This is a genomic window from Serinicoccus hydrothermalis, assembly GCF_001685415.1.
Classification (GTDB): domain Bacteria; phylum Actinomycetota; class Actinomycetes; order Actinomycetales; family Dermatophilaceae; genus Ornithinicoccus; species Ornithinicoccus hydrothermalis.
The window spans coordinates 950744-964595 of sequence record NZ_CP014989.1; the positions used below are offsets into that span (position 1 = coordinate 950744).

Here is a 13852-nt window from a genome sequence, read left to right on the forward strand (position 1 = left end):
AGCTCCTAGGTGCGTGACGGGTGTGCGGCCCGTGGTGGATCGGTCGTGACCGACGCTACCGCTGCGGTGGGCGCGAACCGAGGATTGCGCTCCCGACACGCAGGTGTGTCGCACCGGCCGCCACGGCCAGCTCGAGGTCACCGCTCATGCCCGCCGAGACCCAGGTCGCGTCCGGGTGGGTGTGCCTCAGCTCCTCCCCCAGACCGTGCAGCCGGTCGAAGGCGCGGCGGACCCCGTCGTCGGCCAGGTCGCGCGGGGCGATCGCCATGACACCGCGCAGCCGCAGGTGGTCGGCCTGCGCGACGGCGTCGGCGAGCTCGGCCAGGCCGGCGGGGTCGGCCCCGCCCCGACCGGCCTGCTCGCCCTCGCCGAGGTCGACCTGCAGCAGCACGTCGAGCGGGTCGGTCACGACCTGCTCCTCGAGCGCGTCGGCACGACCGGACTCCAGGGAACGCACCAGGCGGGCCCGGTCGACGGACTGGACGACGTCGGCATACCGCGCGACCCGCTTGGCCTTGTTGGTCTGCAGCTGGCCGACGAAGTGGACCCGGAGGCCGGACCGCACGTGCGGCGCGAGGCTCTCCACCTTGTCGCCGGCCTCCTGGTCCCGGCTCTCGCCGACATCGGTCACCCCCTGGGCCGCGAGCAGCTCCACGTCGCCGGCCGGGAAGAACTTCGTCACGGCGACGAGCGTGAGGTCCTCCGGGCGCCGGCCGCTCTCCTCGCAGGCCCGCTCGATGCGTGCATGGACGGCGGCGAGGCGCTCGGTGATCTCCTGCTGGCGGGAGCCGGCCACGTCAGGCCACCTGCTCGGGGGAGACGAGGCGGACGACCCCGGCGAAGCGGCCGGTGGTGCCGTCCCGGCGGTAGGAGTAGAGGTCCTCGCGCTCGCGGGTGCAGCCGGGCAGCCAGCGCACGGTGACGTCGAGGTCGCTGTCCGCGAGCTGCTGCACCACGCCGGCGGCCACGTCGATCGCCGGGGTGCCGCTCCAGGAGACGCTCGCCGCCGCCGGCACGAGCGCCGCCGCCTGGTCGCGCAGGTCGCCGGGGACCTCGTAGCAGCGGGGGCAGACCGAGGGGCCCACGAGCGCGTCCAGCCGGCGGGCGCCGAGGTCGCGCAGCGCCTGCAGCGCGGCGGGGACGACCCCGGCCAGGAGGCCGGGCCGCCCCGCGTGCACGGCCGCGGCGAGCCCCTCGGCCCGGTCCACGAGCAGGACGGGCACGCAGTCGGCCACGAGGACCACCAGCGCCTCCTCGGTGCTGCCGGTCACGAGCGCGTCTGCCGCAGGGGCCGGCATACCGGAGGCACCGGCGGCACCGGTGGTCGCGTCCGTGAGGGCCACGTCGCACCCGTGCTGCTGGTCCATGAGCCGCAGGTCGGCGACCCGCAGCCCGAGCTCGTGCGCGAGCCGGTGCCGGTTGGTGCTGACGGCGTCCTCGCGGTCGCCCACGTGGGCCGCGAGGTTGAACGAGGACCAGGGCTCGAGGCTGGACCCGCCGTGCCGGTCCGTCACGGCCCACTCCACGCCGAAGCGGTCACCGGTGGGCTCGAGCCGCTCGCGCCAGGTGAACACGAGGAGCTACCGCCTCACTTGAGGAAGTCGGGAACGTCCAGGTCGTCGGAGTCCTCGAAGGTCACCTGGCGGGGGGGCTGCTGGACCGGCCGCTGCTGCGGCTGCACCTGCGGGGAGGACTGCGCGTCGCCCTCCTGGCCCTGCGGCTGCGCGGCGGGACGCGCGGCCTCCTCGCGACCGGTGCCCTGCTCGGACCCGCCCTGCGGCGCGGGCCGCTGCTGCGGCTGCGACGAGGGCTGCGCCGGGGCCTGCTGGCCCTCGGAGCCCTGCTGGGCCGCGGCGGGACGCTGCTGCCCCTGGCCGCCCTGCGGACGGCCACCACCGCCGGCCTGCACCTGGCCCAGCGCGCGCTCGTTGCCCTCGCTGCGACCGGGCACGCCGCCGTCGAAGCCGGCCGCGATGACGGTGACCCGCACCTCGTCGCCCAGGGAGTCGTCGATGACGGCGCCGAAGATGATGTTGGCCTCGGGGTGGGCGGCCTCCTGCACCAGCCGGGCCGCCTCGTTGATCTCGAAGAGCCCCAGGTCGGAGCCACCCTGCACGGAGAGCAGCACGCCGTGCGCGCCCTCGATGCTGGCCTCGAGCAGCGGCGAGGAGATCGCCAGCTCGGCCGCCTGCACGGCACGGTCCTCCCCGCGCGCCGAGCCGATGCCCATGAGCGCCGACCCGGCCCCCTGCATGACCGACTTGACGTCGGCGAAGTCGAGGTTGATCAGGCCCGGGGTCGTGATGAGGTCGGTGATGCCCTGGACACCGGACAGGAGCACCTGGTCCGCGCTGCGGAAGGCGTCGAGCATCGACACGGTCCGGTCCGAGATCGACAGCAGCCGGTCGTTGGGGATGACGATGAGGGTGTCCACCTCGTCGCGCAGCGTCGCGATCCCCGACTCGGCCTGGTTGGCCCGGCGGCGCCCCTCGAAGGTGAAGGGACGGGTGACGACACCGATGGTCAGCGCACCCAGCGACTTGGCGATCTTGGCGACGACCGGCGCACCGCCGGTGCCGGTGCCGCCGCCCTCGCCGGCGGTGACGAAGACCATGTCGGCGCCGCGCAGCGCCTCCTCGATCTCCTCGGTGTGGTCCTCGGCCGCCCGGCGGCCCACCTCGGGGTCCGCGCCGGCGCCGAGGCCGCGGGTCAGCTCGCGGCCGACGTCGAGCTTGACGTCGGCGTCGCTCATGAGCAGGGCCTGGGCGTCGGTGTTGATGGCGATGAACTCGACACCCTTGAGGCCGACCTCGATCATGCGGTTGATGGCGTTGACGCCACCCCCGCCGATGCCGACGACCTTGATGACGGCCAGGTAGTTCTGCGCTGCGGACACGATGGACCTTTCGGAACGGGTGCAGGTGCGGTGCATGGATGCGGTGCGTGTGCGCGAGCATACGCGTGGTGCCGTCCCGGCACCGTGACCGTGAACCTCGACCTCAGGTCGAGGGTCGAGGGTCGGTTCAGCCCGTGGCCTCGGGCAATCCGGACACCACCGGCGTGCCGGGCACGCGCACGTCGATGGTCATGGCCAGGGCACCCTGCGGGTCGATCGTGTCCTGCCCGACGAGGGCGGTCACGACGTTCCACTTCTTCTCGTTGTCGGTGGGCGGCCCCCACAGCAGCGTGACCTGCCCGAGGTCCATCTCGATCGACCCGTCGCGGCCCACGGAGGGGGCGCCGAGGTCGCCCTCGAGGGTGTCCGGGTCCGGGCGCATCCGCCACAGCTCGGCCAGCCCGGTCACCGTCGCGGCGTCCAGCTCGGTCGGGTCGGTGCGCACCGAGATGATCGGCAGCTTGTTGCTGGGGTCCTCGACCTCCTCGTAGACCACGCCGGCGTCGTCGGCGAGCCAGGTCGAGCCGTCGCCGCGCAGGGCGACGGCAGGCTCGCGCTCGGTGACGGCGACGGTGACCGAGGAGGGCCAGTCCCGCTCCACCTCGACCGACTCGATGCGGGGGTCCTCCAGCACGCGCTCGCGGACCCGGCCCTCCGAGACCCGGGCCAGCGGACGACCGTGCGGGATCTGCGCGTGCTGCAGCGCGCTCTCGGCGACCTCCTCGCGGGCGCCGGTGGCCTGCACGTCCTTGACGACGAAGGCGGCGGAGAAGTAGAAGAGGAAGACCATGGCGGCGGCCGCGCCGAGCACGAGAGCACCCCAGGTCAGCAGCGCCCGGCGCCCGATCCGGCTGCGGCGCCGGGTCGACCTGCGGCTGCGGCCGCGTCCGGCGGCAGCACCACGACGGCCCCTCCAGGGAAGGTGGAACCTCACGGCACCACCCCCGGCGATCCGGCGCCCACGTGCGCCTGCGTGCCGGCGTCGGCGTCGTCCTGCAGCAGGGTCAGCAGCTCACGGCCGACCCTGGTCACGTCGCCGGCCCCGATCGTCACCACCAGCGTGTCCTGCCCCTCGGCGACGAGGTCGCGCAGCGCGGGGGCGGCCTCGTCGACGGATCCGGCGGTATGCACCGCCGGAACGTCCCCGTCACGGGCGACCAGCCGGTCCCCCAGCAGGTCGGAGGTGATGCCCGGGAAGTCCTCCGCCCGCTCGCGCGCCGGGTAGACCGGGAGCAGCAGCACGACGTCGGCACCCGCGAGCCCCTCGGCGAAGCCGTCGGCGAAGTCCCGCGTGCGGGAGAACAGGTGGGGCTGGAAGGCGACGACGAGCCGGCGCCCGCCGGCCGCGCTGCGGGCGGCGCGCACCGCCGCCGCCACCTTGGGGGCGTTGTGGGCGTAGTCGTCGACGACCTCGACGGGGCCGAGGCTCCCGACCCGCTCGAAGCGCCGGTGCGCGCCGGCGAAGCTCTCCAGCCCGGCCACCGCACGGTCCAGGGGCAGCCCGAGACCGGCGGTCGCGACGAGCAGGGCGGCGACGGCGTCGTGCACGCTGTGCTCCCCGGGCACCGGCAGCCGCAGCCGCAGCGTCGTGCCCGGGGCCACCGGGCCGGCAGCGGTGCGGAAGGTGAGGGTGCCGGCGGAGGTCAGCCCGTCGCTGACCACCTCGTCGAGCTGCACGTCGGCGCCGTGGGCGCCCCAGGTGACGACCCGGGTGCCGCCGGCGGCGGCGTCCTGCGCCAGCCGCGCGGCGCCGGGGTCGTCGAGGGAGGTGATGAGCAGCCCGCCGTCGGCGATGGTCGCCACAAAGTCGCGGTATGCCGCCTCCACCGCGGCGACGTCGCCGTAGAAGTCGAGGTGGTCCGGCTGCACGTTGGTGACCACGGCGACCTGCGGCCGGTAGGTGAGGAAGCTGCCGTCGCTCTCGTCCGCCTCCACGACGAGCGGGGCACCGGGTGCGCCGAGCTCGGCGCTGCGTCCGTTGCTCGCCAGCGGTGCGCCGATGACATACCCCGGGTCGACGCCCGCGGCCTGCAGCGCCGCCGTCGTCATGGCGCTGGTCGTCGTCTTGCCGTTGGCCCCGGCGACCGCCACGGCCGGGCGCCCGTGCAGCAGGGCGGCGATGCCCTGCGAGCGGTGGAGCACCCGCAGCCCCGCGGCGCGGGCGGCGGCGAGCTCGGGGTTGTCCTCCCGGACGGCACCGGAGACCACGACGGTGCCGGCCCCGCCCAGGTGCGCGGCGTCGTGGCCGACGTGCACCTGCGCCCCGGCCTGCTCCAGGGATCGCAGGGTGGGGCTGTCCTGCTGGTCCGACCCGGACACCGTCACCCCGTGGTCGAGGAACATCCGCGCCACGCCGGAGACCCCGGACCCGCCGAGGGCGATGAAGTGCACGGCGCCGAGCTCCTCGACCGGCGGCACCGGCGCGGAGAAGTCGAAGCGGTCGCGGCTCATGCGGGGTCCTCCGCCGCGGCCCGCAGGACGAGGTCGACGAGCCGGTCGGCAGCGTCGCGGTCGCCGTGCGCGGCGGCCGCCGCGGCCATCTGCTCCAGCCGGGCCTCGTCCTGGACGAGCGGCAGCACGACGTCGCGCACCCACTCCGGCGTGACCTGGGCGTCCTCGACGACCATCCCGCCACCGGCCTGGACGAGCCCACGGGCGTTGAGCCGCTGCTCGCCGTTGCCGACCGGCAGCGGGACGTAGACCGCCGGCAGCCCGACCGCGGCCAGCTCGCAGACCGTCCCCGCGCCCGAGCGGCCCACGGCCAGGTCGGCGACGGCATACGCCAGGTCCATGCGGTCGGTGTAGGGCCGGGCGACGTAGCGGGCACCGGTCGCTGCGTCCGGGGCGGGGGCGCTGACGTCCTTGCCCGCCCCCGTGAGGTGCAGCACCTGGACCCCGGCCGCCAGCAGCTCGGCGCCGGCCGCGGCGAAGGCGGCGTTGAGGCGCTGGGCGCCGAGCGACCCGCCGAAGACGAGCAGGGTGGGGCGCCGGTCCTCGAGACCGAACTCCGCGAGTCCCTCCGCCCGCAGCGCCGCCCGGTCGAGGGTGCGGATCTCCTCGCGCAGCGGCAGCCCGACCCGGGTGGCGTGCGGGAGCCGGGTGAGGTCGAAGGTCGTGGCGACGTGCGGGGTGAAGCGCGCACCGAGCCTGTTGGCGAGCCCGGGCCGGGCGTTCTGCTCGTGGATGACGATGGGTATGCCCGCGCGGCGGGCGGCGAGGTAGGCGGGGGTCGCGACGTAGCCGCCGAAGCCCACGACGACCTGGGCGTCCACGGACCTCATCGCACCGCGCGCGGTCGCGACGGCCCGGCGCAGCGAGCCCGGGAAGCGGACGACGGCCGCGTCGGGGCGTCGCGGGAAGGGCACCTTGGGCACCACGGTGAGCTCGTAGCCGCGCTCGGGCACGAGCCGGGCCTCCAGCCCCTCCGCCGTGCCGAGCACGACGAGGTCGCTGTCCGGGACGCGCCGCCGCAGCGCGTCGGCGGTGGCGAGCAGCGGGTTGACGTGGCCGGCCGAGCCGCCTCCGGCGAGGACGACGCCCAGCCGCCGCGCACCCTGCTGCGGTGCCGCGCTCACCGCCGCCCGCCCGGCGAGCGAGACCCGCGGGCCGGCCGCGAGACCCCCCGCCGACCGCCGGCACGGGTGCGGCTGCGGGTGCCCTGCGCGGCGGGGACCGCGGCCAGGGTGCGCCGCAGCGTGCCGGTGCGGCCGCGCAGCGCCTCCTCGGCCCCGGGGAGGGAGCGCGCCAGCGCGAGCAGCAGACCGACGCCGATGAGCGCGGCGATGAGGGCCGAGCCACCGCTGGAGACCAGCGGCAGCGGCACCCCGATGATCGGCAGCATCCCGATGACCGAGCCGATGTTGACCAGCGCCTGGCCGAGGAACCACACCATGACGCCGGCGGCCGCGAGCCGGGTGAAGCCGTCCTCGGCCTGCGTGACGACCCGGAAACAGGCGTAGGCCAGGACCGCGAAGAGGCCGAGCACGGCCAGGCTCCCCGGCAGCCCGAGCTCCTCGCCGATGATCGCGAGGATGAAGTCGTTGTGCGGCTCCGGCAGGATGCCCCACTTCTCCCGGGACTCCCCGAGCCCGAGGCCCCACCAGCCGCCGTCGGCGAGGGCATACTCCGCGTGCACCTTCTGGTAGCACCCCTCGACGTGCGGGCTGTCGCAGATGCCGCCGATCCAGGTCTGGATGCGCTGCATGCGGTTGGCGCTGCCGGCGGCGAGCACGGCCACGCCGATGCCGCCGACGGCGCCCAGCCCGACGAACCAGCGCGCGGGCAGACCGGCCGCCCAGAGCATCCCGGCGATGATCGCCAGCATGACCATGCCGGTGCCGAGGTCGTGGCCCTGCAGCACGAGCCCGACGAGGAGCATGCCGAAGGGGAAGATCAGCGGCACCGCGGCGTGCACCGGCTTGTGGATCACCCGGCGCTTGGCCGCGAGGACCGCGGCACCGAAGACCACGAGCGCGATCTTGCCGAACTCCGAGGGCTGCAGCGAGAAGCCGCCGATGGCCAGCCAGTTGCGGTTGCCCTGGAAGTCGGTGCCGAGCGGGGTGAAGACCGCCACCTGCAGCGCGAGCGCGAGGAAGATCCCGGGCCAGGCCAGGCGCTTCCACACCGAGACCGGAAGGCGGGAGCCGATGACGGCCAGCGCGACGCCCACCGTGCCGAAGAGGAGCTGGTCGAGGAAGACGGTGTAGGAGCTGCCGTTGTCCCGGTAGGAGCCGACGCTCGAGGCCGAGAGCACCATGACCAGCCCGAGCCCGGTGAGGACGGCGGTCGAGACGAGCGCGAGGTAGTAGGGGGCCACCGGCGAGCGCAGCCACTCCCCGACCGACTGCACGCTCCAGCCGACCGGGCGACGGGACGTGGCGCCGGCGCTGCTGCCGCGGCCACGGGGTCGGTCCAGGGTCGTCGTCACGCCGGCTCCTCCCCCAGGGTGCGGTGCACGGCGGCGGTGAAGATGTCGCCCCGGCTGCCGTAGCTCGGGAACATGTCGAGCGAGGCGGCGGCGGGCGAGAGGAGCACCACGTCGCCGGGACGGGCGAGGTCGGCGCAGCGCGCCACGACGTCGTCCATCACCCGGTCCAGCGCAGCCATGTCCCCATGGTCGGTGACACCCGCGTCGTGGACCGGGACATCGGGTGCGTGTCGTCGCAGCGCCTGCGCGATCTGGTCCCGGTCGGCGCCGAGCAGGACGACCCCGCGCAGCCGGGGCGCGACCTCGCGGACGAGCTCGTCGACCTCGGCCCCCTTGAGCTGGCCGCCGGCCACCCAGACCAGGTGCGGGTAGGCGGTGAGCGCCGCGCGAGCGGCGTGCGGGTTGGTGGCCTTGGAGTCGTCCACCCAGGTCACGCCCTCGCGCTCGGCGACGATGGTGGTGCGGTGGGCGTCGGAGCGGAACCGGCGCAGCCCCTCGCGCACCGCCGCCGGGGTGATGCCGGCCGCCCGGGCCAGTGCCGCGGCGGCCAGCGCGTTGGCGACGAGGTGCGGTGGCGGGGCGGCGCTGCCGTCCCCGCCGGAGGCGCGGGCGAGGTCGGCCAAGGTGCCCAGCTCGGCCGCGGAGGTCCGCCGCTCCTCGACGAAGGCCCGGTCGGCGAGGACGTCCTCGACGAGCCCGACCATGGACAGGCCCGGGGTGCCCAGGGTGAAGCCGATCGCCCGGCAGCCCTCGACCACCTCGGCCTCCTCGACCATCGCCTCGGTCTGCGGGTCCTGCACGTTGTAGACGCAGGCGACCTGGGTGCGGGCGTAGATGCGGGCCTTGTCCGCGGCATACGCCTCCATCGACCCGTGCCAGTCGACGTGGTCCGGCGCGAGGTTGAGCACGCAGGAGGCCAGCGGGCTCATGCTGTGGGTGAAGTGGAGCTGGAAGCTGGACAGCTCGACGGCGACGACGTCGTAGGGGTCCGGGTGCTGCACCGCGTCCAGCACCGGGGTCCCGACGTTGCCGGTGGCGATCGCGCGCAGCCCCGCCGCCTGCAGCATCTCGGTCAGCAGCCGCACCGTGGACGTCTTGCCGTTGGTGCCGGTGACGACCAGCCAGGGCGCGGCACCGACCCGCGGGCGCAGCCGCCAGGCGAGCTCGATCTCGCTCCAGACCGGTATGCCGGTGCTCGCCGCCGCGGCGAGCACCGGGTGGTCCGGGCGCCAGCCCGGGGAGGTGACGACGAGGTCGACCTCGAGCGGGTCCTGCGACCCCTGGCCGGCCGGCCAGGCCGTGGTGTGCCCGGGGCCGCGCCGCACGTCGGCGCCGAGGATCCCGAGGATCCCCGCCCGAGTCTCCTGCTGCTCGTCCGCGCCGCCGGGGTCGCTGGCATCCACGACGGTGACGTGCGCCCCGTGCTGGAGCAGCGCGTCGGCCGCGGCGAAGCCGGTGACCCCGAGGCCGGTCACGAGCACCCGCAGCCCGGCCCAGTCGGCGTCCCGGTGGGTGAGCGCGTCGAGGTCGGCGCTCACAGGTTGGCCACCCACTCGCCGTAGAAGAGGCCGAGGCCGACCGCGACACAGATCCCGGCGATGAGCCAGAAGCGGATGACGATCGTCACCTCGGCCCAGCCGAGCAGCTCGAAATGGTGCTGCAGCGGCGCCATCCGGAAGACCCGTTTGCGGGTCAGCTTGAAGCTCGTGACCTGGATGATGACCGAGAGGGTGATGAGGACGAAGAGGCCGCCCAGCACCGCCAGCAGCAGCTCGGTGCGGGTGGTGATCGCGAGCCCGGCCAGGCCGCCGCCGAGGGCGAGCGAGCCGGTGTCGCCCATGAAGATCTTGGCCGGAGAGGCGTTCCACCACAGGAAGCCGAAGCAGGCGCCGGCCACCGAGCAGGCGACGACCGCCAGGTCGAGCGCGTCCCGGACGTCGTAGCAGTTCGGTCCCGGCGCCAGCTGGCAGTTCTGGTTGTACTGCCAGATCCCGATGACCGAGTAGGCGGCGAAGACCATGATCGAGGCACCCGTGGCCAGGCCGTCGAGCCCGTCGGTGAGGTTGACGCCGTTGGACGCACCGGCGATGAGCACGTTGGCCCAGAGGATGAAGAGGATGACCCCGAGCACCGGGCCGGCGAAGGCGAGGTCCAGCGCGGTGTCCCGGACGAAGGAGATGGCGGTGGAGGCCGGCGCCCGTGTGCTGTCGCCCTGCAGCAGCAGGGCGCCCAGCGCGAAGACGATCGCGACGACCGTCTGCCCGGCGAGCTTCTCGACCGAGGTCAGGCCCAGGCTGCGCTGCTTGGAGATCTTGGTGTAGTCGTCGAGGAAGCCGATGAACCCCAGCCCGGTGATGAGGAAGAGCACGAGGATCGCGCTCAGGCTGAAGCGGGAGTGCGTGACCTCGAGGACCCCGGTGACGTCCAGCAGGATGAGCAGGAGGTGGGACAGCACGTAGCCGACCAGCGTCGAGACGATGATGACCGCCCCGCCCATGGTCGGGGTGCCGCGCTTGGTGTGGTGCGAGGTCGGCCCGTCGTCGCGGATGAACTGGCCGTAGCCGCGTCGGACGAGGAAGCGGATGAACAGCGGGGTGCCGAAGAGCGCGCAGATCATGGCGACCGCGCCCGCGAGCAGGACGTTGACCATCAGCCGCCCACGCCCGCCAGCTCGTCGCCGAGCATCCGCAGCCCGGAGTCGCGGCTGCTCTTGAGCAGCACGACGTCCCCCGCCAGGAGCTCCTCGTCCAGCAGCGCGCGGGCCTCGTGGCGGTCCGCGACCGAGCTCACCCGGGCACCCCCCGCCTCCCGGTATGCCGTCGCGGCCGGCACCGCGAGCTCCCCCACGGTGAGCAGGTGGTCGACCCCGAGCTGCGCCGCCAGGGCGCCGACGCCCGCGTGCTCGGCGTCGCTGTCCGCGCCCAGCTCGAGCATCCCGCCGACGACGGCGAGGGTCCGCCCGTCGGGCCGCCGCATCGCGGCCAGGCTCTGCAGCGCCGCGCGCATGGACTCGGGGTTGGCGTTGTAGGCGTCGTTGACGACGGTCACGCCGTCGCTGCGCTCGGTCACCTGCATGCGCCAGCGCGAGCGGGGCGTCGCGGCACCGAGCTCGCGGGCGACCCGGTCCCAGGGCATACCCCACTCGTGGGCGACCGCGGCGACGGCGAGCGCGTTGCCGACGTGGTGGACCCCCACGAGCTGCAGCCGGACCGGCAGACCCCCCTCGGGCGCACCCAGGTCGGGGGCGCGCAGGGTGAAGGAGGCGCGGCCACGCTCGTCGGTGACCACGTCGGTCGCGCGCACCTGGGCGCGTTCGCCCAGGCCCACGAGCACCACCCGGGCGCCGGCGTCACGTGCGTACCCGCCCATCGTCGAGACCAGCGCCTCGTCGTCGGCGTCGAGGACGGCCAGCCCGCCCTCCGGCAGCGCCTGCACGAGCTCGGACTTCGCCTCCATGATCGCCGCCCGCGAGCCGAACTCGCCTAGGTGCGCGGACCCGACGTTGAGCACGACGGAGACCTGCGGAGGGGCGATCGCCGTGAGGTGGGCGATGTGGCCGGCACCTGAGGCACCCATCTCCGCGACGAGGTAGGCGGTCTCCTCGGTGAGCCGGCAGACGGTGAGCGGGACGCCGACCTCGGAGTTGTAGGACGCCTCGGGGGCGAGCGTGGGCCCCAGGGCGGGCAGCACCTGGGCCATGAGGTCCTTGGTCGAGGTCTTGCCCGAGGAGCCGGTGATGCCGACGACCCGCAGCCCTCCCACGGCGCCGCAGCGGTCCACGACCTCGCGCCCGAGCGCGGCGAAGGCCCGGGTGACGGCGTCGTAGGGCGGGCGGTCGGGGCGTGCCGACAGCCGCTGCGGGTCCTCGTCGACGACCACGCACGGCAGGTCGTCGACGACGCGGTTGGTGAGGGCGGCCACGGCTCCCTGCGCGGCGGCGGAGGCGACGAAGTCGTGGCCGTCGGCGACGTCACCGCGGCGCGCGACGTAGAGCGCCCCGGGGGCAGCCTCGCGGGAGTCGGTGACGACCGGCCCCGTGACGCGCAGGTCGTCCGCCTCGGGTGAACCCGGGTGGACCCGACCGCCGGTCACGCGGGCGACCTCACCGAGGGTCAGGGGGATCACCCATCGGTCCTTTCGTCCTTGATGGCGATGTCCCCCAGTGTGTCACCCGAGCCGTCCCCCACCTTCTCCTCGGGGTCGAACTCGATCTCGATCTGGGTGGGCGGCGTGGTGGCCGGCGGTATGCCCTGGCGCTGCAGCGTGTAGCGCATGAGGTCGGCGAAGACGGGGCCGGCGATGACGCCGCCGAACTCGCTGATCCGGGTCGGGCCCTGGATGACGACGGCGACGGCATACTTCGGGTCGTCGGCGGGGGCGAACCCCATGAAGGAGGAGGTCACCCCGCCGGAGTAGCGGCCGGTCTCGGGGTCGACGCGGCTCGCCGTGCTGGTCTTGCCGGCGACGTGGTAGCCGGGCACCGCGGCCAGCGGTGCGGTGCCCTCGGTGGAGGGCACCGACTGCATGATGTCGGTGAGGGTCTGCGAGGTCTCCTCGGAGATGACGCGGCGACCCTCCTGCTGCTCGTCCTCGGTGTAGCGGCCCTCCTCGTCGACGGTGCCGGCCACGATGCTCGGGGGCACCATGACCCCGCCGTTGGCCACCGTCTGGAAGACGCCGAGCTGCTGCAGCATGGTGCCGGACAGGCCCTGCCCGAACATGAAGGTGTAGCGGGTGGTCGCGCTCCAGGTGGAGGGCTCGGGCACCAGGCCCGGCGACTCGCCGGGGAGCCCGAGGCCGCTGCGGTCGCCGATGCCGAACCGGCGCATCCAGTCGTAGAGCTGGTCGTCGGAGAGCTTCTCGCCGTAGAGGATCGTGCCCATGTTGGAGGACTTGGCCAGCACGCCGCCGAAGGTGAGGTACTCCACCGGGTGCGGCTCGGCGTCCTTGAAGCGCGTGCCCGCCCGCGACATCGTCACCGGGACCTCGATCGGGGTCTCGACGTCGACGATGCCCTGCTCCAGCGCCGCCGCGGCGGTGATGAGCTTGGAGGTCGAGCCCGGCTCGTAGACGTCCTCGACCGCGGCGTTGCGCATCTCGTCGGCGTCCTGGGTGCTGTCCGAGGGGTCGAAGCTGGGGTAGCTCGTGAGCGCGAGCAGCTCACCGGTCTCGACGTCCATGACCGCGGCGTAGCCGGAGATCGCGCCGGCCTCCTTCACCCGGGTGCGCACCGCGTCGTAGGCGCGCCACTGCAGGTCCCCGTCGAGGGTGAGACGCAGGTCCTGGCCCGGCTCGGCCGGGTCCTCCTCGTAGACCCCCGTGGTGATGACCTCGCCGTCGCGGCCCACCTCGTAGAGCGCCTCGCCGGGCTCGCCCGTGAGAGCCTCGTCGTTGACGAGCTCCAGCCCGCCGGCGGGCATGTCGCCGGAGCCGACCCACCCGAGCAGCGGCGCGGTGGACTCACCCAGGGGGTACTCCCGGCGCATGAACTCCTCGGAGGAGACCCCACGGATGCCGGCCGCGCGGATCTCCTGCCACTGCTGCGGCGAGGCGTCCGGGACGAGGATGGCGTACTGCTCGCCCAGCGGCTCGGTCAGCCGGCGCAGCACGTCGGCCTCGTCGCTGCCGGTGATCTCCGCGACGACCTCGGCGGCGGCGGCATACCCCTCGCCCACGACCTCGGAGGAGCCGTCCGCGGCCTCCTCCCGGCGCTCGTAGTCCTTGACCAGCGTGGGGTCGGCGATGATCCGCCGACGCTCCACGCTCACCGCGAGGTCCTCGCCGTTGACGTCGGTGATGCTGCCGCGGGCGGCCGGGATGGCCCGGCTCTGGAGCCGCTCGCCCAGCGCCGCCGCCGACACGCTGGCCGCGTCCAGCCCCTGCAGGCGGACCAGCTGGGCGGCGAAGAGGCTGAGGACGATGAGCACGCCCAGCATGAGCGCCCGGGCGCGCCGGGCGGGGTGGGCGATCCCGGCGGCGACCGCACGGGGGGAGGTCCGGCGACGACCGCTACGTGGTGCTGCCACGGT

11 protein-coding genes are annotated in these 13852 nt (G+C 74.4%); all 11 read right to left on the reverse strand.

Features of this window, described 5'->3' with window-relative positions:
- Positions 1-55: 55 nt before the first annotated feature.
- The 11 genes from SGUI_RS04455 to SGUI_RS04505 all read right to left on the reverse strand — a co-directional run bounded on the left by SGUI_RS04455 (position 56) and on the right by SGUI_RS04505 (position 13849).
- The gene (locus SGUI_RS04455) at positions 56-796 is read right to left on the reverse strand and encodes a YggS family pyridoxal phosphate-dependent enzyme (protein WP_066636804.1); all 741 of its coding nucleotides are present in this window, start codon (positions 794-796) and stop codon (positions 56-58) included.
- Between the two features lies 1 nt (position 797).
- Positions 798-1574: a purine nucleoside phosphorylase YfiH/LACC1 family protein gene (locus tag SGUI_RS04460; RefSeq protein WP_066636807.1), complete on the reverse strand. Its 777-nt coding sequence runs from the start codon at positions 1572-1574 to the stop codon at positions 798-800.
- 14 nt (positions 1575-1588) lie between these two features.
- A complete protein-coding gene (ftsZ, locus tag SGUI_RS04465; RefSeq protein ID WP_066636810.1) occupies positions 1589-2896 on the reverse strand; it encodes a cell division protein FtsZ in 1308 nt (435 codons plus the stop codon).
- Positions 2897-3023: 127 nt separating this feature from the next.
- The gene (locus tag SGUI_RS04470; protein ID WP_157621737.1) at positions 3024-3830 is read right to left on the reverse strand and encodes a cell division protein FtsQ/DivIB; all 807 of its coding nucleotides are present in this window, start codon (positions 3828-3830) and stop codon (positions 3024-3026) included.
- Entirely contained in the window at positions 3827-5347 is a 1521-nt protein-coding gene (gene murC, locus SGUI_RS04475; RefSeq protein WP_066636813.1) for a UDP-N-acetylmuramate--L-alanine ligase, read from the reverse strand. The genes SGUI_RS04470 and murC overlap by 4 nt, the downstream gene beginning before the upstream one ends.
- The gene (gene murG, locus SGUI_RS04480) at positions 5344-6471 is read right to left on the reverse strand and encodes an undecaprenyldiphospho-muramoylpentapeptide beta-N-acetylglucosaminyltransferase (RefSeq protein WP_237141452.1); all 1128 of its coding nucleotides are present in this window, start codon (positions 6469-6471) and stop codon (positions 5344-5346) included. Before murG ends, murC begins: the two co-directional genes overlap by 4 nt.
- On the reverse strand, positions 6468-7823 hold the full coding sequence (gene ftsW / locus SGUI_RS04485; protein WP_066636816.1) for a putative lipid II flippase FtsW: 1356 nt from the start codon (positions 7821-7823) through the stop codon (positions 6468-6470). Before ftsW ends, murG begins: the two co-directional genes overlap by 4 nt.
- The gene (murD, locus tag SGUI_RS04490; RefSeq protein WP_066636820.1) at positions 7820-9361 is read right to left on the reverse strand and encodes a UDP-N-acetylmuramoyl-L-alanine--D-glutamate ligase; all 1542 of its coding nucleotides are present in this window, start codon (positions 9359-9361) and stop codon (positions 7820-7822) included. Before murD ends, ftsW begins: the two co-directional genes overlap by 4 nt.
- Positions 9358-10473: a phospho-N-acetylmuramoyl-pentapeptide-transferase gene (gene mraY, locus SGUI_RS04495; protein ID WP_066636827.1), complete on the reverse strand. Its 1116-nt coding sequence runs from the start codon at positions 10471-10473 to the stop codon at positions 9358-9360. The genes murD and mraY overlap by 4 nt, the downstream gene beginning before the upstream one ends.
- On the reverse strand, positions 10473-11948 hold the full coding sequence (locus SGUI_RS04500; protein ID WP_066636829.1) for a UDP-N-acetylmuramoyl-tripeptide--D-alanyl-D-alanine ligase: 1476 nt from the start codon (positions 11946-11948) through the stop codon (positions 10473-10475). The genes mraY and SGUI_RS04500 overlap by 1 nt, the downstream gene beginning before the upstream one ends.
- Complete coding sequence (locus tag SGUI_RS04505) at positions 11945-13849, reverse strand: peptidoglycan D,D-transpeptidase FtsI family protein (RefSeq protein WP_157621738.1); 1905 nt, start codon at positions 13847-13849, stop codon at positions 11945-11947. The genes SGUI_RS04500 and SGUI_RS04505 overlap by 4 nt, the downstream gene beginning before the upstream one ends.
- Between the last annotated feature and the right edge of the window lie 3 nt (positions 13850-13852).